Raw genomic sequence first — 23,039 nt, forward strand, 5'->3', positions numbered from 1 at the left:
ATATTAGATTACTAGCTCCTCCATCATGATATACGACGTTCGCTCTTTACTGATAGTCATGTTCTAAGAAAGGATTTTATATGAAACGTTTTAACCTCTTACATAATGTCATGCTAGCAACTTTTGCCTCTGCTTGTTTGCTAGGTACTGCTCATGCTGACGACGCTCTAAAAATGGAACTGACTGCTAATCAGGTCATTAAGAATGCGGATGGCAAAACAGTATATTCACCAGTACGTACAGCACCAGCTGGTACTGTCATTCAATACAAAGCAACTTATACCAATACCATCAATAAAGACATTAATGATCTGATGGTGACACTGCCTATCCCTGCAAACATGACATTTACTGGTGAGGCAAATCCTGCCAGCGCACAAGCCAGCACTGATGGCAAAAACTATGCTGATATGCCTTTAATGAAAAAGGTAAATGGCAAAATGGTTAAAGTTCCGTATTCTGAATACCGTACCTTACGCTGGAATATCAAGTTGTTACCAGCTAAAAAATCAGCTGCTGTGGCTTTAAACACTACTGTTAACTAATTAACAGAAGGTTAAACCTTTATTTTTCACCCTTCCATTATTAATTCGGCCTTTTACTATCCATTTTGGAGTACTACATGAAATCAAATACTTTTAACTATAGCTTGCTTGCTGTCGGTATTGCCGCAGTAATGGGTATCTCTGGTGGTGCTAATGCAGCTACTCCTAATACTACTGGTGGTGTTAGTGCAGGAGCGGCACCAATTACCAACGTCGCAACCGCAAATTATAGTGTTGCTGGTATCGCTCAGCCGAACGTTACTTCTAACACAGTGACTGTAAGCGTTAGCGAAACAGCTAACTTTGCACTCGTATCGACTGTTGATGATGGTAGCATTGGTAACGATACTGCTGTTAATAGACCTGCTACGCCAGGTGGTACGACTACCTTTACTCATGCTTTAACCAATACGGGTAACGTGACAGATACTTATACCGTTAATACCACAGGTAATGACTCAGCCCTAGTAACAGCTACGCCAGACTATGCTTTGGGTACTGCGCCTGTTACGTTTACTATTGTACAAGCAGATGGTACTCCTCTAAGTTCTGCTCAAATAGCCGCTTTAAATGGTCAAGCACAGACAGGTACCCTAGCCAATGGTGGTACTATTAAACTACAGCCAGGTACTAGAGCTAACTTAAGCTATGAAGCAGCTACGCCAGACGCTCGTAACGGTAATGACAAAGGCGTTGGTACGTTAACAGCAACCAGTACTTTCTTTACTGCTAATCTTCCAGCAAATGCGACGTTGGTGAACGAAAACCAAACTATCGTGAGATTGCCTACCTTTAAAATTGCAAAAACAGCGACCAGTACTGTCGATTTGACAGTGGCTAATCCGCAGATCAACTATAGTATCGTAGTCACTAACGTGGATACTGAGTATAGTACTGCTGCGACTGATATTGTCATCCGAGATGTCCTTCCTGCAGGTTTGAGTTTGCCTAATGGCACAGCCTCAGACGTGACCGTAACTGGTGCTGGCACTGCTACGATTTCTACTGTTGGTACTCGACAAGCTATTAATGTTGCCGTAGCAAACTTAGCCGTTGGCGCAAGTCGCACAATTACTTTCACAGTTAATGTCGATAAAACTCAGTATACAGCTGCTAATAGTTCAGTAACTAACAATGCAGAAGTCTACGATAAGTTCATCGGTGCGGTTAGTCCGTTAATTGCTGCTCCTGTACTTGGTACTGACTATAATATTTTGGATAGTACAAATAACAATATAGATGTGACTAGAGTTCCTGCTGCTGCAGATCAAGCTAACGGCGCTGGTATAGATACTGCTGGTGTGACTAACTTCACCAGACGAGCGGTTGTAGTGAGCAATCCAACGACTAGAGAGATTGCCCCTGCCTCAGGTACTGCTAATCAAGCTATTCACTCAACTCTTATTACTAACAGCGGTCAAGATGCTGAAGGTACCAATGCTAACCCATTGACCTTTACTATTGCTGATGGTGGCAATAATGGGGCTGTTAGACCTGCTACTGGTCCTGTTAGTGCTACTTATACGCCGCCTGGTAATGGAGCTCCGGTTACTATAACACTGCAACCTACCGTTGCTGGTGGTAATACATATACTCTTAATAGCACTACACTACCAACAGCTCAATTTCCAAATGGTATTGCACCTGGTGGCACATTAGCGATCAACTATAATGTGTCGTCGGGCAATGTAGCTGCTCCTGCAACTGTTGCTGATGCTGCAGCTGTTGGTAGCACTGAAACTTCTGTTGTAACGTTAACGCCTGCTGGTATTAATCCACCTGCTGCTACCTCAGTTACGGATACGACTAATGTCAGAGGCTTAACTTTAGTGAAGGCTCAATCCCTAGATGCTGCTTGTGAAGCTACCGTTGCTGCAAGTACTTTTGTTGATACTGCGCTCGAGGCGAAACCTGATCAATGTGTTATCTATCGTATTCAGGCGACTAACACTTCTTCGGCAGCATTAGGTTTTAATCTTACTGGTGTAACGATTTCGGATTTGTTGTCTAACTTTTCAGCTGGTGCGGATTTAGTAGCTAATTCACCTGCTACTTCTGCTACTACGTCATCTACTGCAGGCACAGCTAGTACTACCAGTACTGCGGTTCTTGGTACTAACTATACATTAGTTCCTGGCGGCGTTGGCACCTTGACCTTTAAGATCAAGATTAAAAACGCTCGTTAATTTATATTTAATATTGCAAAGTCTATAAGCTTCACAAGACGCTTATAGAATAACTCTCCGGCTTGACCTAATTGATTTTGGTTAGCCAAGCTGGAGCGTTACTACCCTACCCCTTTATATTTTATTGGATAAGCGACATATGACTAAATCTTTAATGACACTGTCTAATCGTGCTACGTTGCATACAGCGAAGATCTCTGCGCTGTCATTTGCAATGTTGCTTATGCAATCAAATACCGCATCTGCTGCAACTGATTCATTGGTACAGCTGATCAATAACACTGCTCAAGCCAGCTACAACGTTGACAGTGAGACCAGTACGACTATCAGTACTGACTCAAACCAAGTACAAGTAAAAGCCTCTGCCTTACCTGAGTATGGTATCAGTTTGACTCAGCATGCTTTACGCACAGTCATACCTAATACACAGGTAAGTTGGGTCAACGTACTGAGTAACACCAGCTATAGTGATCAGACTGTTGAATTGACACTTGCTATATCGCCAACTGTCTCTAATTTAAAAGTCTATCAAGATCTTAATAATAATGGTGAGGTCGATTCAGAAGATCGACAAATCATGCTCGATAACCTGAGCGCTCAGATCAAACTTGGTCAGAGTGAGAGTATTCAGCTTATCGTACAGGCTCTATCAGATGCCGACGGTGAAGATGGCGATACCGCTGATGTAAAGATTGGCGCTATCATATTAGAAGACCCATCAATAGCAGCTGTTGAAGCAATTGACAGACTGGTTATTGTTGAATCTAAAATCAACTTTACTACCCCTCAATTTGACGGTACTAAAACCACCTCGCAAATTGGGGACAACGTTTATATTGATGCCAGTTACGCGCAGTGTAACGTGCAATCTGATAAACCTGATCAAGTATGGATTACTGTTAAGTCGCCAATGACTGGTGATATTTATTCTTTCAAAGGAATTGAAACTGGTAATAATACAGGCAAATATCGTCTAACTGCACCGACACAAAACAACGCCAATGCTATTAATGATAAGTTCATTCAGACATTAGCTAACGATACTTTAACTGCTAGTCTAGAAGCGTGTATTGCTCCTTCTGTTGGTACAGATGCTGATCAGCTACCAAGTAATAGCGATTTTACTGTACGTATCGATGATCTGAGCTCTCAAGTAAACATCATTGATAATAATGCAAGCCTAGTCGTCACTAAAGAAAGTGATGTCAAAACTGCAGAGCTTGGTGATTATGTCAGCTATACCATCGATATTACTAATAACGGTAAATCGACTGCTTACGATGTACAACTAAAAGACGCTTTACCACGTGGTTTTGACTACGTTGAGAATAGTGTACGTGTTAGTCCAACGACTGATATTGTTATCAACCAAGCGCAGACCACTGAGTTTAAAGCTGATGGTAAATATCAGGTACTGAACTTAGGAAACATGGCAGTTGGCGAAAGTAAAAAAGTTACTTATCGTGTGCTCATCGGTGCGTCATCACTAGGCGGCGATGGTATCAACCGCGCCACCGCAGTTGCTAGAGATGACCAAGGTCAAAGCGTCGGCTCAAGAGAAGCTCAGTGGAAAATTGATGTAGAACGCGGAGTGATGAATACCGATGGTATTATCGTCGGCAAGGTCTATCACGATATTAACCGCGATGGTATTCAGCAAAAAGAAGACGGCGAGCTTGGTGTCGCTGGTGTACGTATCTATATGGAGAACGGCAATTTCATCGTGACTGATCCTGAAGGTAAATATAACTTCTATGGTGTCAGTGCTAAAACACACGTACTAAAAGTTGATCGTACTACTATTCCTAGAGAAACTGAGCTGGTTACCCAAAGCAATCGCAATGCTGGTGATGCCGGTAGTCGTTTTGTTGATTTGAAATACGGCGAATTACATCGTGCGGATTTTGCAATCGTTGGTGGAATGGCAGATAGCACTGAGCGCTTAAACGCTGAGCTAATTGCTCGTAGCAAATTAGTAGAAGCTAAAAATGACACGTTAGAGCAGGCGGTAAAAACCGAGCTGACTTTAGATCCTGACTATGATACCGATACTACCGACAATGTAGATGCTAGTGGTTGTAATATCAATGGTGACTTAGATCTTGGTAATAACTGTGATTCGGCTATCGTTAATGACATGGTCAATCCAGCAGATAGCCGTGTTGATATGACGGTAACCACTGTTGCGCCACCAGTAGAAAAAGAGCTCGAAGAATACTTAAAAGAAGTGGCGAGTAACGATGTTGCCTTCATTAACCTTAACGAAGGTCAGCAGCTTAGCACTTATAAACAAATGGTACAGGTTCAGGCACCGCTTGGGTCTGTGTTCACACTATATGCCAACGGCAAAGCTGTATCAGAACAAAAAATAGGTAAAACTGCTAAGCAAGAAAAACAGAATGTAACGGCTTTCGATTACTATGCTGTTGATTTACAGCGCGGCAAGAACACCTTACGTGGTGTTGCGACTGATATAAATGGTCAGGTCATCTCTGAGCAGACGATTAAGGTATTAACTCCTGACAGCCTAGAAGCTATCGACTACCGTACTCAAGCACAGTTAGTACCAGCTGATGGTATTAGTGAATACCAAGTCGTCATCAGCCTAAAAGATCGCGATAATCGTCCTTATATTGGTACTACTTCTCTTACGCTTGATACTAATATCGGTCGTATCAATTTGGAAGACAGTAGCAAAGATCAAGCTGGCACTCAAGTGACTGTATCAGGTGGTGAGCTACTCATACCAGTCATCGCATCAAGCATACCAGGTAAGGGCGAGCTAGTAATTGACACTGGTAGCAGCAAACAAATCATTCCGTTACAGTTTACTGCTCAACTACGTCCACTACTTGCTGTTGGTATTGTAGAAGGTGCTATTTCACTAAAAGACTTTGATGGTAGCAGCATTACCGATGCTCAAGGTGCATTTGAGCAAGAGCTAAATGACTTTGCTGGCAATGATGATTACACAGCTTCTGGTCGTGCCGCGATGTTCCTAAAAGGAAAAGTACGCGGCGACTACCTGCTAACGCTTGCATATGATAGTGATAAAAAAGGCGAGCGTTTGTTCCGTGATATCGATCCAGGCGAATACTATCCTGTCTATGGCGATTCATCAGCTAAAGGCTTCGATGCGCAGTCTACTAGCAAGCTTTACGTGCGCCTTGATAAAGGTCGTTCGTTCGCTATGTATGGTGACTTGAAAACTCAGATTGATGATGACGAAGGTATCAAGCTTGGTCAATATAACCGTACATTAACTGGTCTAAAAGCTCAATTTGAAGATAGCAATACTCGCGTTACTGCCTTTTTAGCAGAGACCAGTACTAGCCAACGGGTAAATGAGACTCGCGGTTTGGGCATTTCAGGCCCATATCCATTGGCTGAGAACTTCGATGCGGTATTAGAAAACTCTGAAACGGTTGAAGTTATTACTCGTGACGCCAACAACCCTGGGCTTATTATCAATCGTGAGACGCTTACTCGCTTTGCTGATTATGAGATTGACCCTATCAGCCGTAGCCTATTCTTGACGGCACCGATTGCTAGTCAAGATATCGAAGGCAATCCTATCTATATCCGTGTCACTGTCGAAGTTGATGAAGGCGGTGAAGATTACTTCGTCGGTGGTATTGCAGCGAAGCAGCAACTGACGGATAAAGTCGCCATCGGTGGTAGCTATGTGAATAGCGATGACCCACTGAACAAAGAAGAGTTGGCTAGTGTTAATAGTGTTGTTAAATTCAATGATAAGTTAAAGCTAGTCGCTGAATATGCGATGAACAAAGCTGAGAACCCAAATTTTCAGTCAAGTAATCAAATCAACGCGACAGAACTGACTGATAGTGATGTTGAAGGTAACGCACTACGTATTGAGCTTGATTTTGATAATAAGAAAAATACGCTTGCCAAAGCTTATTATAATGATGCTGATGAAGGTTTTGTCACTGGTGCATCACCGCTTACTGCTGGACGTACTGAATCTGGTGTAGAGGTTACTCATACTCTAAATGATAAGAAAACTGCTCTTAAGTTAGAAGGCATACGCACAGAAGAGCATACTACTGACGCTAGCCGCGAAGGCGTGCAAGCAAGCGTTGAGCATCGTTTAAGTGAAAACATCGTTGGTGAAATTGGGGTTCGTTATTACAAACAAGACGCGACTGCTGCCTCACGTAATACTCAAGCAGCGACAGACGTTGTAGATATTACAGACGACACTCTGTTTGATGATGACATTATCAATCAGTCAGCGTTAAGTAGTATTAGTAACGCTGAAGAAGATATTGAAGGTACGACTGTTCGTGCTCGTATTACCTCTCGTCTACCTAAGTTGAATGATAGCTTGGTATTTGCAGAGTATGAGCAAGATATCGAAAACAGCTCACGTAATGCAACTTCTATCGGTGGTGAGACACCGCTCGGAAATCTAGGTCGACTATACGCACGTCATGATTTGATTAATAGCCTATCTGGTACTTATGGTCTTGATGATACAGATGAGCGTCAACGTACCACTGTTGGTTTTGATGCCACTTACATGAAAGATGGTAAGGTTTATAGCGAATACCGCATGCGCGATGCCATCAGTGCACGCGAAGCAGAAGCAGCCATTGGTCTAAAAAACAAGTGGTATGTTCAAGAAGGGCTAACTTTAAATACGTTATTTGAACGTGTTGAATCTCTGGAAGGTGAAGAAAGTAACACTGCAACAGCGGCAGGTATCGGTGTTGAATATCTTGCCAAAGAGAATTATAAAGCATCGGGACGTTTTGAAAAACGTTGGGGTGAAACAAGTGATACGCTACTTGGTAGTGCTGGTATCGCCTATCGCTATACCGATGAGGTTACCTTCTTAGCCAAAGACATCTACTCACGAACTGACTATAGTGATGGCGATCGCACTATCAATCGTTTTCAGCTAGGTGCTGCGTATCGTGACTACGATAGCAATCAGTTAGATATGCTTGCGAAATTCGAATATCGTTTGGATGATAATAATACTGGCGATGACGCTTATCAAAAAGACACCATGATTTGGTCATGGAATGGTAATTACCATCCTACGCGTCCGCTAACCTTGTCTGGACGTTATGCTGGTAAGTATACAGAATACGAAGCAGACAGCTTAACCAGCGATAACACGGCTCACGCTGTTTATGGCCGCGGTCTTTATGACATCAGTGAGCGCTGGGATATTGGATTACAAGCAGGTACTTACTGGAATGATCAGGCAAATGACTTGGCTTATATGCTTGGTGCAGAAGTGGGTTATAGCCCAATGACCAACCTTTGGTTATCACTTGGTTATAACTTCATGGGCTTTGAAGATGAAGATATTGCTTATGACGACAGTACTCAGCAAGGTGCTTACTTTAGATTGCGCTTTAAGTTCGATGAAGACTTATTTAAACGTGAAGACCCACGTAAGAACCAACGTCTGAGCAGCAATTCTGCATTTTAATTGTTTTATACTAATGATACTGTCGTAAGTACAACCTTATGACAGTATCATGATTGTCTTATGACAAATTATTTTGTCATTCAATAAACAATTAGGTCAGCCCTAGTAATGGTAAATAATACCAACGTTTATTACCTTAACATAAGGTTTACACCATGTTTGATTCAGCCATCAAAGCAGCACCTTTCAAGCGCTCAGTATACGTTACACTATCAGCTTTATTCTCGTTAACCTTTATGCAGCCAGCTTTAGCTAAAAGTGAAACTGTCCAAGTGGCTCACTCAACTAGCATGAGTGAATATTGCCGCGATGATAATCAGACTCAAGTAAGCTCTTATAGATATCAAAGCGAACAACAGCGCCTATTAAATTGTATGGTCACGCAGTTAAAACCCTATCAACAAAAAGACAAGACAGCAGCTCAACAGTATTTCGCTTATAAAGCGCAAGCGTGGTTGAACTATGCCATTCATCAAGACAGTATGAATAGCCGCTCATCCGCAGGTCAAGTTGCGTTAGAAACGGCAGAGCCTATATTGCAAGCGCTAGATAATGACACGGTACAAGACTTGGGCTTGCATCAAGATATTCCGTCTACCTCTGCCTTGATGCGTCCTGATTTATGGGCAACTTTAAGTGCGCTTAAAGACGGTGATGGCATAGCGTCAGCACCACGTGAGATGGCTTTTAGTGAAGTGGCTTTAATTTGGGCAGCAACCAACCAATGCGCACGAGGCTGGCGCGAATCTGGTATGCATTTTCGCATGGCCGATCGTTGGCTTGAACAAGCCCGCGAAGCTTACGTCAATGCTAATGACTCACAGACCAATGTAGCGCTAGAGAAGTCAATCGTCAGTTATCATAAGCAGTACTCGCCTTTAGACGCGAGCGAGGATACTTGCCGTGGACAAGATTTGACATCTAACCGTTAAAAAATAGCTATTTTATTAGAGATATTAATCTCTATTATTTCTAATCTTATGCTAAAAATTAGACGCAAAAAAAGCCGACATATTTGTCGGCTTTTTTATGTTTAAAGTGAGCTCAATTAGCGGTTTTTACGTGGCAACTTTTCTGGTAGGTAACAACGTAAATAAGCAATAAATGCTGTATTTGCTTCTTGGATATACTCTTCAGTAATACTCTGATGACGGCGATAAGACAACGTAAAGATAGCATTTACGATGCTATAAGCAATCAACAAGGTATCTTGGATATCATGGAAGTTTGGCATCTCATAACGCTCTGACAAACGCTTATAGACCAGATCAACAATTTGATGATCCATATCTTCACCAAAACTGTCACCTTCAAAATCAGGTGTATTGGTGTCATAGATAAGCTTGGCTTTCGTCTCATCGTTATGGAATATCGTAATACAACGATCGATAAGCGCCGTTAAGTATCCTTGCCATCTGTCATAGTTGCCAATATCGACCGTCTCTACCATCTCTAATATTTCAATCGCATTCAAAAAACGCAATGCTAAAAATATTGCTTCAATATTAGGGAAAAAATGGTAAGCAGACGCTCTTGGTATGCCCGCTTCTTCACACACAGCTGCTAACGTAATATCGTTAATAGCATGTGTTTCGCTCAATTTTTTGGCACCAGCCAATAGTTTTTGACGACGTGCACGGCCTTGTTGGCTAGTAAACTTAAACTTATTAGGTACAAGCTTCTTTGCCAATTCCGAATCTACCAACACATCTTCAATCTTTTCGTCTTTATTATCACTCATTGTGAATCTCTTAATGTTGCGCCCTATTTTATAAATATAATCTTCATTGAATAGTATTTATCCTCAGATAAAGGATGGTTGACTGTTGGCTAAAATAGAAAGCCTATATAGTCACTACTATGTTCAATGCAGAGGCATCATAAACGCTTGCACATTATCAAGCAAGGGACATGAATAGGTTAAAAAATAATACTACGATCAGCAATTTAATAGAGCTAACCGTCTAATTTTATAAAGTTAATCATTGAGTTTTATTTTCGCCCTTATAATACCATGATCAGTGACTCTATCGGCATAGTCCCACTTCAAATGATCATTAAAATAATCGACCCGTTCGACATAACCGAGCGAAAACTTACTATCAGGTAAAAATTCTTCTGAGACAAACAACTGGTCGATAACTTCCGGCATGCCTTGATATATATGGGTATAGGCAACATCTTTCATCCAGCCATATCGTGCTTGAATCCGAGCAGCATCAAAAAGTGCGACATCACGCATACTTTTATCGTAATTGACTTCCCCAGTTTCTGTCATCAACTGAGTAGTCACGCTACCTGTGACATCATTCATATCGCCCAATAGAATCAATGGTTCACGGGTATGTTGCAATCGCTCTATGATAGACATACGGATAGAAGCCGCTTCTGCCGCGCGCATACATAAACTACGAAGCTTGGCGCGAACTCGAATATTTGGATCGTCCATGTCTTCTAATAGGTCACCTTTTTCGTCACGTAAGAAAAAAGCACGTTTGCTTTTCAGATGCGCTGTAATAATTGTGATGGGCTGCCCGTACGCGTCAACACGTAACACTAATGGAGGACGGTTGAAGCGTTGATAAGGACCGATATCAGGTACATCAATAATGGCTTTTGGTGCTATATCTTCTAGCAAACTGGTTTCTAACTGCTCAAATCTGCTGATAATACCGACAGCAGGTGTATTCTGTGCACCCATGCCTTTGGTATATATACTCGCGCTATCATTACTTGCAAGTGGAATGACCGCATGCTCAGGCTTAAATCCTAGTGAAACAGCCAGCGCTTCTAATGCATCACTATCCCAAACCTCTTGTACTGCAATAATGTCAGCATGTGCTTTAGCCAATAAATCTGTAAGACCTCGCAGCTTATGTTCGTAAGCTTTATCGTTATAAGCTGGCGCATTTTCATAATAAGTTCGATTAGAGTTCGCAAAGTTCAGCAGGTTGGCCGTTGCGACATAAAACTGTTTATTGCCTTCAGTGTTATAACTCATATATTTCCCATCGTTCTCATTATTATAGTACATAATATTCACGTATATGTATACGTTGCAAATTTTATGCCTAAAAAAACTCCCAAAGTTAAACCTTGGAAGTTTTAAAATAGCATAAATGTTGATAAGCAGATTTACTAATAGACCTAGACATACAATTAATCTATTTTAAGTAATGGTATAGCAATCCTTGATACTAGCTAATTACTAGGTGAGCTGTCTGCCTAACCGCTCTATTAGTTACTTAAACTCTCTTATGATACGCGATTCCATGCATCACGTGATGCTTGACGCGCTTCGTTCCATTCCATACGAGACTCACCTTTTACTTCGTGCCATGAACGCTCTAAATCTGCTTCATGATCTTCAAAACGAGCATCTACTGGATAACGAGCACGGTTCGCATAACCAACTGCATATGCTGGATGTAAGTCACGGTCGAAATCGTATTCTTCTCTATGGTAGTCAGCGTTTGCGTACTCTGCGCGCCAGTACGCTTCTTCGTGAGTTGGGTCAATGGCTTCTGCTGCTGCGTGACCTGCACCGCCACCAACGATAGCACCAATAGCACCACCAATTAGCGTACCTAATGGGCCTGCCATTGTGCCGATAGCTGCACCTGCTGCTGCACCGCCTACCCCGCCGATACCTGTACCTACTGGATGCGAGCCTGGCTCACCGGTAATGATGTCTGCGTTTAAATCTTCTTTTGTCTCTTTTGACATATGTTTTACTTCACTGCGATCGATAGCATCATGGTTACTCATAGTATTGTCCTTAAATTATTTATTATTTATTGAATTATTTATCTGCTAAAAACTAGCGGTCTTACTAAATCCAATTGAAGTATAGAAATTTATAGGTAAGGACAGATAGGCCGATTTTGTAAACTGTGTCCGTATTGCGATTATCTTGCGTTACAGCCTGTATCTTTATCACATTTGTGTACGGCAGCCTCATACTTTGAGTAATTATAAATGTACAGCTATGATAAATTTACTAAGTAAATCAATCTTATAACGGCATTAGAGACCTTCTGATAGCTTGTTGCCATTTAGCAAGATGTCGCTCACGAGCATCAGCCGACATACTTGGTTCAAACACGCGATCTACCTGCCATGAAGCTTTCATGGTCGATTCATCATATAGCCCAGTTTTCAGACCTGCAAGGAGTGCCGCGCCCTTTGCCGTAATCTCTGTATCTCTAGGACGTAATACCGGAACACCCAACAAATCTGCTTGGAACTGCATGAGTAAATCATTATTTGCAGCGCCGCCATCTACTCTCAGCTCAGTCAAAGGATGAGGGCTGTCTTTTTGCATAGCGATAAGCACATCATAAGTTTGATAAGCCACAGCCTCCAATGCAGCGCGTGCAATATGTGCCTTAGTAGTGCCGCGGCTCATACCAGTAATGCTAGCACTGATATCCGAACGCCAATAAGGCGCGCCCAGTCCAGTAAAGGCAGGTAATAATACGACATCTTCGCTACTGTCTACTTGACGGGCTAGGTCTTCGACATCACTACTCTGCTGAATCATACCCAAATTATCACGCAGCCATTGAACGATAGCCCCCGCCATGAAGACACTGCCCTCTAGGGCATAAGTGACTTCCTTTTTGGGCGGTTGTAGCATGCGTTTGCCTGACTGTACGATTTGGTCAAATGATAAATTGTCTGGACGAATTGGTGACGTTTTACGTTGCCACGCGATGGTGGTTAGCAGCTTATGCTCACTCAATTTTGGCTGCTGGCCAATATTCATCAGCATAAAGCAGCCTGTGCCATAAGTGTTTTTGGCCATGCCTGCATCAAGGCAACCTTGCCCAAAGAGCGCTGCTTGCTGATCACCCAATACTGCTTGAATGGGTATTTGCTTTGCAAACAGGCCTTTTTTAGTTTTGCCAAAATCGCCGTCGGACGATAATACTTTAGGCAATATATTCATAGGTATAGCGAATCGGTCACAGAGTGTCTCTGACCATGCCAGCTTATGTATATCAAATAACAATGTGCGAGAAGCATTGGTCACATCGATGACATGCTCCCCACCTGTGAGCTTATAAATCAGCCAACTATCAATGGTGCCAACCGCTATCTCACCTCTGCTGGCTCGTACACTCAGCTTCGGGTTATTTTCGAGTAACCAAGCAATCTTACTGGCACTAAAATACGGATCTAAACGCAGACCTGTAATACGCTGAACTTCATGTGCCATGTTGACGCTATCAATGTCCTGATGAACAGGGTCATTCATACTATTGCTAGCGCTTTCAGCAGCAAGCGTCTTACAGTAATTTGCGGTGCGCCTGTCCTGCCAAATGATAGCGGGAGCCAGTGGCTTACCAGTTTGCTTATCCCACATCACAATAGACTCACGCTGATTGGTAATCGCGATACTGGTAACGTCAGTGGCAAGCAGCCCTGCCCGATTAATAACATCGTGTGCACAGCTAATCTGAGTTTGCCAAATCTGCTGTGCATCTTGTTCAACGAACCCAGCTCTTGGTGTTTGCAGCGTCGTTGGCTGTTGTACCATTTTGATAGGACGCGCATGATCATCGTACAATATCGCACGACTCGACGTGGTCCCTTGATCCAACGCTAAAATATACCCTGCCATGACACACCCTCTACTAATATTATTTATTCTACTTAATAGCCATTTAGTGACTATTCATTGACTGCTACTTATTAATTGCTAATGATTGACTGATGCTTATTGAGCATTTTTTATTTTGTTAATTACGGTCTAAATGCTTTCAGAATGAGATTAAAAACAAAATCTAACTAAAAATAAATCGCTTGAATTAAAAACGTCTTGTTGGCTATGTTGTTACTTATAAACAGATATTTAAAAATTAAATCAATCCTCTATCATACCGCTACTGGTCACACAATAGAAAACGGCAAAATACTGAGCATTGACCCGTCACCATTGTGGCTCTACAGTGTATCTCTTATGACGAATGACCGCTTTTTAGCGCTTTTAATATAGCCGTATTTTTATATTAAAATATGAATGATTTATTTAAGCATCATTTTTTCGCTAGCTGGCAAATAGTCTATAATAGTTCAGCAACTTTATATCCTGAGCAATGAAACCTATCGGTGCTGTTCCTTATTTTATAATACCTTACATTCTAATTAATGGCTTATGTGACTTATGAAATTCATTTTATCAGCGCTACCGACTGCTATGATGACAGCTGCAGTCATGAGCGTGCCTGTCATGACTTACGCGAGCACTGACGCTGACAGTATAGAAGTATCAGATGATGTTACACCAGTGGCTGTGACACAAATCATAGATGCTGATAGTCCAACTGATAATGATAAACCAGCTGTAGCGCCTTTTCATACAGTACCAAATTCTAATAAGGCTAAATCGCAGGCACTGTCTACGCTTGTTGACCCTATCACACATAAAACAGTCGATAACAGCTACGCACTAGACGTCTCAAGCTTTTTGAGCTTAGAGCAAGCGCAAAAGCTGCTAGTACAAGTATCACCTAAAATTGCTGCCAATCAAGCAGCGATTGCTGCTAGCGAATACCAAACTGACGCGCTCAGAACTATCGACAATCCACTCGTATTTGCTCGAGTATCTGCCAGTGCCTATCATTTAGATGAGGATATAGATTTATCTTCTCTCAGAAGCGGTATCGTCAACGAAGTAAACAATGGCGTAGATAACATAGTCCCTCCTACGGCAGACCTACCAGACTTTGGTGAGCTGGTCGGTGAGCGTATTCCCGACTCCTATAACCTCAAGCGCTCAGGCTCTACATCAGGCGCAGGACTTGGAGTCGTTTGGCCTATTTATACTGCTGGACGTACGGACGCACTGACTGGCGCCTCAGATGCACGTACGCAAGAAGCGATGGCTGATAGCGTACTGGATAAAAATGAGCTTTATAATACGTTAATCGAGCGTTATTTTAAGGCACAGTTAGCGATTATCGCCGCTTACTTACGAGAAGATGCTTACGATACATTGCAGCAGACCGACCATATGGCCGAGCGTCTGTTTGAAGAAGGTTTTATCTCACGTGTCGATAGACTAGAAGCACAGTCTGCGCTTGCGGATGCCAAGAGTGAATCCGTCAATGCCAATAATGACGCGCGCTTAGCTATGATTGCACTACAGCGTCTACTACGTACCGACTACCGTATTAAACCGACCACGCCATTGTTTGTCTCTAGTCGTCCTCTACCAGATGTGAGCTACTTTCAGGACTTGGCACTAAATAACCATCCCGGACTACAAAAAGTTGCAGCCAAGCGGGCACAGGCTCAGCAGTTACACGCGCTATCAGATACGGGCTACAAGCCAACGGTATTGCTATACGGTTATGGTCAAGTGGAGAAAGATCCAAGCTGGGTCGCTGGTATATCTGCCAGTTGGAAGCTATGGGGCGGACTCGATAAAGCCGCATCATTAGCATCCAGTAGTGCCAAAATACGTCAGGCCGATCTCTCTGAGATTGAAGTTAGTGACAATTTATTGCTACTGGTAGAAAAAAACTGGCACGATGTCAATAATGCTCAATTACGTTATCAGGCATTGCAAAGTAATGTTGATTTGGCAGCAGAAGTATTACGACTACGTCGCTTAGGATTACAAGAAGGTGTAAATACCACCGTTGATGTAGTGCAAGCACAAACGCAATCGCTTAAGGCACGTACCGAGCAAGCACAAGCTGCTAATGACTATGTACAGTCACTGGCTGCCCTTATGCAAAGCTGTGGTACGCCACTTGCTTTTAATGCTTATCTGAATGCCGCTGACATTCAATTGCCTACTTTATATACTGAGCAATGACGTGATGTGAGAAACCATAAGTCGTGCTGATAAATGCTTTGTATTACTATAAAGCCGACATCGAAATTACTCTTACCAACCCTATTACGAACAGCTGCTTTTATGAAAAAATTGACCTCTAAATCGATAAAAAACTGGCTACAGACGTTACTAGAAACGTGGCGTATTGCCAATAACTCTAATGTTTGGGCGCATTGCGCAAGCGTAGGTTTCTTTGGATTCTTATCAATTTTTCCCGTGATGGCTGTGTTTGTCCTGCTTTATGGTCTTGCGTTTTCTCCTGCTGAGATGCAAGAGCAAATCGGGCTTTTGAGTCAATTTATACCTGATACAGTATATGAAGTGCTCAACTCCCGTCTGAGCGAGTTGGTTTCTACGACTACGTCTGCCCTGACTTTCAGTCTGCTTATCTCGTCCTTGCTCGCACTTTATGCAGGCTCTAAAGGTATCAAGTCTTTAATTATTCTTATTAACCTTGCGTTCCATATTACTCAAGAGCGTAGTTTTGTACAAAGCACGATTCGCGCAGTTGGTTTGACCTTTGCAGCAGTAGTCGTATTGATTATCGCATTCTCTTCTATCGCGATTATTCCCTTGGGAGCCGCCTACTTCCCTTTCCCTCAGATAGCAAAGACAATTGCGCTTTGGAGCAGGTGGCCCATATTGACAGGTATCATATTCTTAAGCTTTTTAGGTCTTTATCGCCTAGCCCCAAATCGCGATGCCGTCGCCCTCAAAAAATTAATGCCGGGCGCTGCGTTAGCAACTGTCTTATGGATTATATTGTCCATCTTGTTTTCAATTTATGTGCAAAATTTTAATAACTATAGTGCTGAGTTTGGCGCGCTTTCAGCTGCTGTGGTCATTATGCTATGGCTCTATTATTCAGCATTTATCGTCGCTCTTGGTGCTATTTTTAATTCTGAAACTATAGACAACGCCAAACCTTATGCGTTTCGAGTGTACTAGTAATAAACCCTTTATTTTCAACTTTGTTGCTTTAGGAATCTCATTGTCATGACAGAATTATTACGCGAATCAGACGACTCAAATAAATCAGCTGATGCAACCGAGTCAGTGACCTCTCAAGATACACAAAATTCAGTCGATCCTGTAGAAAACGTGTCTGATATTGAACCAGAGCAACCGACACCTACTTATAATCGTGATGTGTCTAAAACTGACAAATCTGCACGTATGAAAAAAGTATTACTTGCACTATTCATACTGATTGTCCTTGGTACGATTGCGTACGGCTTATACAAAAGTAATGCGCATAGCGAGCCAGAAGTTATTACGCTACAAGGGCAAATGCAGATGCAGCAAACGTCTATCGCTGCAAAAGTACCAGGGCGTATTGCCCAAATTATGGTAACAGAGGGTGATACGGTAACGGCAGGTCAGCAACTGGTTGAGATGGATTCGCCTGAGATTAATGCCAAGATTAATCAAGCACGTGCTGGTAAGCAAATCGCGCAAAGCCAATTAGACAAAGCAGAAAATGGTGCTCGCCCGCAAGAAATCGCCCAAGCAAAAGCCGCTTGGCAAGCCAATAAAGCCGCGTCTGACTTGGCAGAAAATACCTATCAGCGTGTCAATCGCCTTTACGAAGAAGGTTTGATGGCGCGACAAAAGCGCGATGAGGCGTATGCTCAATATCTCGCTACTCAAGATCAAACCGAAGCAGCTCGCTTACAATATGATTTGGCGCTAGAAGGTGCTCGTACTGAAGATAAGTCAGCGGCCACTGCACAAGTCGCACAGGTCGATGCAAAACTCGATGAAGCGCTAGTAGCAAAAGAGGAAGCGAACCTAAGAAGTCCTATCGCTGGTATCGTCGACAATGTCATTGTGAGTGCTGGAGAAGTCATCGGTCAAGGGGTTCCGCTTTTAACGCTAGTGGATACCAATGACCAATGGGTAGTACTTAACGTCACTGAGTCTTATTTAAATCAGTTTGCTATTGGTCAGACATTTACGGGTACTATCCCAGCGCTGTCATCAGCGGATAATCCTTATACAAAACAGTTTACCGTCTATGCAACATCGACCCTATCAGACTTTGCTACTTGGCGTCCAACCAATAACGATGATGGTTTTGATGTGCGTACTTTTGAAGTGAAGGCACGACCCTCTAAACCCGACGCCCGTATCCGCTCGGGTATGAGTGTGGTCGTACGTATCAATCCTATTCCTGTCAATCAGAACCAAGAGTAAGCCATGCACTTGACTAAGTTAAGTGAGGCTTTTTTACGCAGTGCAGCCTACGAGCGCCGTTTTTTGGCAAAAAATCATTGGGACTTTAGCATGGTGGTATGGATACCACTGGCAACGGTGCTGCTAATATGGTGGATATTTTCACAGACTCAAATTACCGATTTGCCTATCGGAGTCATCGATCAAGACAATAGCGCTGTTGCCCATACTGCCGTCCGTTACTTAGAGGCCAGTCCTACTTTGACGGTCAGACAGCTTTATTACTCCCAAGCGGATGCAGAGGCTGCGATTTTACAGCGCGATATTTACGCTGTCGTCATTATCCCAGAGGACTTTTCTCGTAATATATTATCGAGCCAGCCTGCTCCGTTGACTCTACAAGTCAATGCACAGTACGGTACGCACTCTGGTATTATTCAGGCAGGTGTCCAAGCAGTCGCTAGTACATTATCCGCAGGTATAGAGATTAAGCGATTGATCAAACAAGGCGTAGCGCCATCACAAGCGCTGACGGCTTACGCACCTATCAGTGTGCAGCGTATTAGCTTATTCAATGCTGCAACCAATTATCAGCAGTTTTTGGCATCGACCGTCATACCTGCCTTATTACATATATTGGCAATGGTCATTGGCGCAACTACGATTGGCCGCGAGTTACGTGATAAGAATATCGGTCGCTGGTACCGTTTTATTGATACAGGAAAGCCTAGTCTAACTTTATCTAAAACTTCAAAAACGACACCTTCGCTATCAACCAAACAAGATAGCAGCGATAACAAAACATCATCTTCAAGCGCAAAAGTGCCCAATTCGGTCAGCTTATCAGTTTTAGTATTTGGTCTATTGGGTAAATACTTTTGGCCAATACTGGCATATAGCTTGTGGTCAGCGTTAATATTGTGGCTGGCAACGTCCAATCAGAATATCAACATCATGTCTCTCATGGCAGTCTATGCTGGGTTTTTGTGCCTAATGGTATTGTCGTTTTGGCTAGGTGCTATTTTTACTTTAAATTCTTTTTCATTACGTATGGGTCTATCGACTACGGGATTTATTTCAGCGCCTTCTTATGCCTTTGCTGGGGTTACTTTTCCTTATATTGCGATTAGTGATAGCGCGCAATATTGGTCAAATGCCCTGCCGCTAACGCATTATCTAAAGCTCCATATTGCACAGTTACAAATGCAAGCGCCGATCGCCATATCGCTACCTATCGTCTATGGCCTTATGTTTGCGACCGTAATAGCGCTAATACTTGCAGCAATATTAACCAAACGCGCATTGGCGCATCCTGAACGTTGGGGAGCACGCTAATGTCTGCACAATCAAATAATATACACTCAAAAGCTAATTTAACCGACACTCCGGCATCACAAAGTTTTTGGACCAGCTTTATCCAAACTTTTAAAGACGTCTTTGGCGACAAAGGCGTACTTTTGATGTTGATTATCGCCCCTATTATATATGGGTTTTTCTACCCTTGGCCCTACTCGTCTGAGGTAGTCAATCATGTGCCAGTAGGTATCATTGATCATGACAACAGCAACTTATCGCGTACTCTCGTTCGCTATGCGAGTGCTAGTCCATATCTAGACACTGAACGATTTATCAATGAGCAGGCTGCCAAAGAAGCCATATGGTCAGATCAAATTGCAGGCTATATGGTGATTCCAACTGGTCTTGAAGAACAAGTTCAGTCCGGAGAGCAAGCACGCGTCAGTGTACTGGGTAATGGCGGTTATTTTATTTTAAATAAGAACGTCCAATTGGGATTCTCTCAAGCAGTAGGTACGGTATCCGCCGGTATCAAGGTAAAGAAAAGCATTGCGAAAGGCGCTTATGCATCTACCGCAGCACAGAATACTCAAGCTGTACCGCTACGGATTATACCACTGTATAACCAAACCGAGGGCTATGGTGCTTATGTCGTACCAGCTGTCTCTGTTATTATCTTACAGCAGACACTTTTAATGGCAACTGCGATGCTGATTGGCACATGGTATGAGCAGCGTCGTTACAGTACCAGTATACGTGGCTGGTTAGGACGTATTGGAGCGCTAAGCTTACTTAGCTTTATCGTTGGCTGCTTTTATTATGGTTGGGCGTTTGAGCTACATCATTATCCACGCGGACAAAACATGCTTGGTACGCTGCTGTTTTTGGCACTGTTTTGTCCGACAGTCGCAACGCTCGGCTGCGTGCTCGGATTATGGTTCCGGCAGCGTGAGCGCAGTATGCAGATATTAATTTTTATCTCCTTACCGATATTCTTCTTAAGCGGCTACCCTTGGCCAGCAGACCAATTGCCTCAAGTATTACAAGTAATACGTTGGCTGGTACCGACTACGCCTGCAATCAATACCTCTGTGCAGCTTAACCAAATGGGTGCCAGTATCTCTCAAGTCGCTATAGGATTTTATGCGTTGACTGGCTTATGGTTGCTCTATTTTGTTTTATTGCTATTTTTACGCAAGCGTATTCCGCAAAGAAAAGCCTATTTATAAATCCTCAAATTAATTAAATCTATGAGCATAAAAAAGCGCCTGCTAATATTAGTAGGCGCTTTTTTATTTATACGACATAAATAGCGGTGGTTTAAAACACTCGGTTCAAACCATTCAATGCTGCCACACGATACGCTTCTGCCATCGTTGGATAGTTGAAAGTCGTATTTACAAAGTACTCAAGCGTATTGTTGCTCTTGCACTTCATCACGGCTTGACCGATATGAATAATCTCTGAAGCATGGTTACCGTAGCAATGGATGCCTAGAATTTCTAGCGTATCACGATGGAACAATATCTTTAATACGCCCGAACGTTCACCGATAATTTGGGCACGTGCCAGATGTTTAAAGAACGCCTGACCCACTTCATATGGGACTTTTTCATCCGTGAGCTCTTGCTCTGTCTTACCGATACAAGAGATTTCAGGAATCGTATAGATGCCAGTCGGTACACTAGATACTGGCTCGGCATCACTATCACCAACCATAAATGCAGCAGCACAGCGACCTTGGTCATAGGCAGCAGAAGCTAGTGATGGCCAACCGATCACGTCACCAGCAGCATAAATATTGTCGACGTCAGTACAGTAAGTGTCATCTACTTTTAACTGACCACGGCCATTTGCTTTTAGCCCGATGGCTTCTAAATTCAGACCTTCTGTATTACCTGAGCGACCATTTGACCAAAGAATGGCATCAGATTTGATGCGCTTGCCGCTCTTTAGGTGCAAGACTACATAATCATCATGAGTCTCAAGATGATCAATCTCTTCGTTACTACGGATAAGCACACCGAACTGTCTAAAGTCATGCGCGATGGCATCACTGATTTCGCTGTCTAAGTAATTAAGCAATTGATCTTGGTTATTGATTAGATCAACTTTATAACCAAGTCCAGTAAAGATAGACGCGTACTCACAACCAATCACCCCTGCACCATAAATGATGATTTTTTTGACCACATAATCCATTTGCAGGATTTTGTCAGAGTCAAAAACGCGTGGATGGTTAAAGTCTAAAATTTCAGGACGGTAAGGACGGCTACCGACAGTAATGATGGCTTTATTGAAAGTGATGGTTTCGTACACATTTTCATCGACTTCAATACGTAGCGTATGTGCGTCAATAAAACTTGCCCAACCTTGGATGACTTCAATACGGTTGCGCTCATAAAAACGTGTATGGGTACTGACTTGACGACGAATAACTTGACGCGCTTTGGCGAGTACTTCATTTAGCGGTACTTGCTTATATTCCATCGCCTTGGTAAACATTGGATCGCGGCGGAAGTTAATCAAGTTAAATACAGATTGGCGTAGTGCTTTACTTGGAATCGTACCAACGTGAGTAGAGTTACCCCCTACTTGATCACGTGGATCGACGACCACCACTCTTTTACCAGACTTAGTCAGCTTCATAGCAGCGGCTTCACCAGCAGGGCCCGCCCCTAAAACAACGGCATCGTACTCATACTCATGATCGTCACTTTTTAGACGACGAGAGTCTTTGGTAAAACCAGATTTAATATCGATTCGTGTGTCATCGAGTGGATTCACTAGGTCCGGATGATGCATGACATCATCAGTCACTTGCTCGTGAGTCTGCTCTATCTTTTCTTTTTTGTTCTTACCTTCGGTATGTTCAGGGCTTGGCACGTGTCCGCTAGATTTATTTGATACTTCGGTATGAATATCTTTACCAGTATCGTTGGTCTCGTCGCTTGCACTTTTACTTACCATGATGTCCTCTTTATATTTATTTATCGAGTAAATGTTTGAGATATAAATGAATCAATATGTAGATGAGTTAGTATCATGTAGATGACTGAGTATCGCCCTACTAAGGCATGCCCACCATACGTTGTGACAATATGTTTTGCAATGTCCAGTGACCAGTAGCGCTCTGTTGTCCTTCATCAATCTGCGGGCGGGCGCTAATAATGTACTCTGTACCAAGGGTTGGTTTGAAGTCGTCGATCCAATCATAAGGAATCTGGAATACGCTACCGTCTTTAGACTTAGCAAGTAGGCATTGCATTGGCAATTCTGAAGCACAAGCAACACGGTTTGGCATGACGGTCAGTGTCTGTGCTTCTCCCAATACGATACTTGGAATATAGCGCGGCTCAGGTACTGGATCCTTTGCAAATGGTGATGTTTGACAAGCACTCAGTAAAGTCGCTGCACTGATTAGACCTGCCATCAACAACGATGGCTTTATAGATTGATAGGCTGAAATCATAATATTCTCTATATGATAATTATCTAGGATGAAATGATGTATGTTTATT

Annotated in this window: 15 protein-coding genes; 9 read left to right on the top strand and 6 right to left on the bottom strand. The window is 42.7% G+C overall.

All coding sequences use genetic code 11. The features are described from left to right. Positions 1-80 precede the first annotated feature (80 nt). The 4 genes from ACTXGF_RS22500 to ACTXGF_RS22515 all read left to right on the top strand — a co-directional run bounded on the left by ACTXGF_RS22500 (position 81) and on the right by ACTXGF_RS22515 (position 9,130). Positions 81-545 carry a hypothetical protein gene (locus tag ACTXGF_RS22500; protein ID WP_443532674.1) on the top strand — a complete coding sequence of 155 codons (465 nt, stop codon included), beginning with the start codon at positions 81-83 and terminating at the stop codon, positions 543-545. Between the two features lie 77 nt (positions 546-622). Next, positions 623-2,731: a beta strand repeat-containing protein gene (locus tag ACTXGF_RS22505; protein WP_443532673.1), complete on the top strand. Its 2,109-nt coding sequence runs from the start codon at positions 623-625 to the stop codon at positions 2,729-2,731. Positions 2,732-2,870: 139 nt separating this feature from the next. After that, positions 2,871-8,198 carry a hypothetical protein gene (locus ACTXGF_RS22510; protein WP_443532671.1) on the top strand — a complete coding sequence of 1,776 codons (5,328 nt, stop codon included), beginning with the start codon at positions 2,871-2,873 and terminating at the stop codon, positions 8,196-8,198. Positions 8,199-8,353: 155 nt separating this feature from the next. Continuing rightward, positions 8,354-9,130, top strand: a complete 777-nt coding sequence (locus tag ACTXGF_RS22515; RefSeq protein ID WP_443532669.1) for a hypothetical protein — start codon at positions 8,354-8,356, stop codon at positions 9,128-9,130. A 116-nt stretch (positions 9,131-9,246) separates the two neighbouring features. Here the strand turns inward: ACTXGF_RS22515 and ACTXGF_RS22520 are convergent, their stop codons facing one another. The 4 genes from ACTXGF_RS22520 to glpK all read right to left on the bottom strand — a co-directional run bounded on the left by ACTXGF_RS22520 (position 9,247) and on the right by glpK (position 13,824). Further along, positions 9,247-9,939 (bottom strand): TetR/AcrR family transcriptional regulator, encoded by a 693-nt coding sequence (locus tag ACTXGF_RS22520; RefSeq protein WP_057759404.1) that lies wholly within the window; start codon positions 9,937-9,939, stop codon positions 9,247-9,249. Positions 9,940-10,176: 237 nt separating this feature from the next. Further along, positions 10,177-11,199 carry an endonuclease/exonuclease/phosphatase family protein gene (locus tag ACTXGF_RS22525; protein WP_443532667.1) on the bottom strand — a complete coding sequence of 341 codons (1,023 nt, stop codon included), beginning with the start codon at positions 11,197-11,199 and terminating at the stop codon, positions 10,177-10,179. Between the two features lie 254 nt (positions 11,200-11,453). Further along, positions 11,454-11,966 (bottom strand): hypothetical protein, encoded by a 513-nt coding sequence (locus ACTXGF_RS22530; RefSeq protein ID WP_057759401.1) that lies wholly within the window; start codon positions 11,964-11,966, stop codon positions 11,454-11,456. Positions 11,967-12,213: 247 nt separating this feature from the next. After that, positions 12,214-13,824, bottom strand: a complete 1,611-nt coding sequence (gene glpK, locus ACTXGF_RS22535) for a glycerol kinase GlpK (RefSeq protein WP_443532665.1) — start codon at positions 13,822-13,824, stop codon at positions 12,214-12,216. A gap of 543 nt (positions 13,825-14,367) precedes the next feature. On the opposite strand from glpK, the gene ACTXGF_RS22540 reads away from it, so the two are divergent. From ACTXGF_RS22540 to ACTXGF_RS22560, 5 genes are all read left to right on the top strand, one after another. Continuing rightward, entirely contained in the window at positions 14,368-16,026 is a 1,659-nt protein-coding gene (locus ACTXGF_RS22540; RefSeq protein ID WP_443532664.1) for a TolC family protein, read from the top strand. A 102-nt stretch (positions 16,027-16,128) separates the two neighbouring features. Next, the gene (locus ACTXGF_RS22545; RefSeq protein WP_443532662.1) at positions 16,129-16,995 is read left to right on the top strand and encodes a YihY/virulence factor BrkB family protein; all 867 of its coding nucleotides are present in this window, start codon (positions 16,129-16,131) and stop codon (positions 16,993-16,995) included. A gap of 48 nt (positions 16,996-17,043) precedes the next feature. Further along, on the top strand, positions 17,044-18,243 hold the full coding sequence (locus tag ACTXGF_RS22550) for an HlyD family secretion protein (protein ID WP_443532660.1): 1,200 nt from the start codon (positions 17,044-17,046) through the stop codon (positions 18,241-18,243). Positions 18,244-18,246: 3 nt separating this feature from the next. Next, positions 18,247-19,557, top strand: coding sequence for an ABC transporter permease (locus ACTXGF_RS22555; protein WP_443532658.1), 1,311 nt, complete (start codon positions 18,247-18,249; stop codon positions 19,555-19,557). Continuing rightward, positions 19,557-20,747 carry an ABC transporter permease gene (locus ACTXGF_RS22560; protein WP_443532656.1) on the top strand — a complete coding sequence of 397 codons (1,191 nt, stop codon included), beginning with the start codon at positions 19,557-19,559 and terminating at the stop codon, positions 20,745-20,747. The genes ACTXGF_RS22555 and ACTXGF_RS22560 overlap by 1 nt, the downstream gene beginning before the upstream one ends. A gap of 91 nt (positions 20,748-20,838) precedes the next feature. Here the strand turns inward: ACTXGF_RS22560 and sthA are convergent, their stop codons facing one another. After that, positions 20,839-22,488 carry a Si-specific NAD(P)(+) transhydrogenase gene (gene sthA / locus ACTXGF_RS22565; protein ID WP_057759390.1) on the bottom strand — a complete coding sequence of 550 codons (1,650 nt, stop codon included), beginning with the start codon at positions 22,486-22,488 and terminating at the stop codon, positions 20,839-20,841. A 100-nt stretch (positions 22,489-22,588) separates the two neighbouring features. Beyond that, the gene (locus ACTXGF_RS22570) at positions 22,589-22,990 is read right to left on the bottom strand and encodes a DUF4377 domain-containing protein (RefSeq protein WP_238053126.1); all 402 of its coding nucleotides are present in this window, start codon (positions 22,988-22,990) and stop codon (positions 22,589-22,591) included. Positions 22,991-23,039: the final 49 nt, after the last annotated feature.

The organism is Psychrobacter sp. 1Y6, from assembly GCF_052258385.2.
Taxonomy (GTDB): Bacteria; Pseudomonadota; Gammaproteobacteria; order Pseudomonadales; family Moraxellaceae; genus Psychrobacter.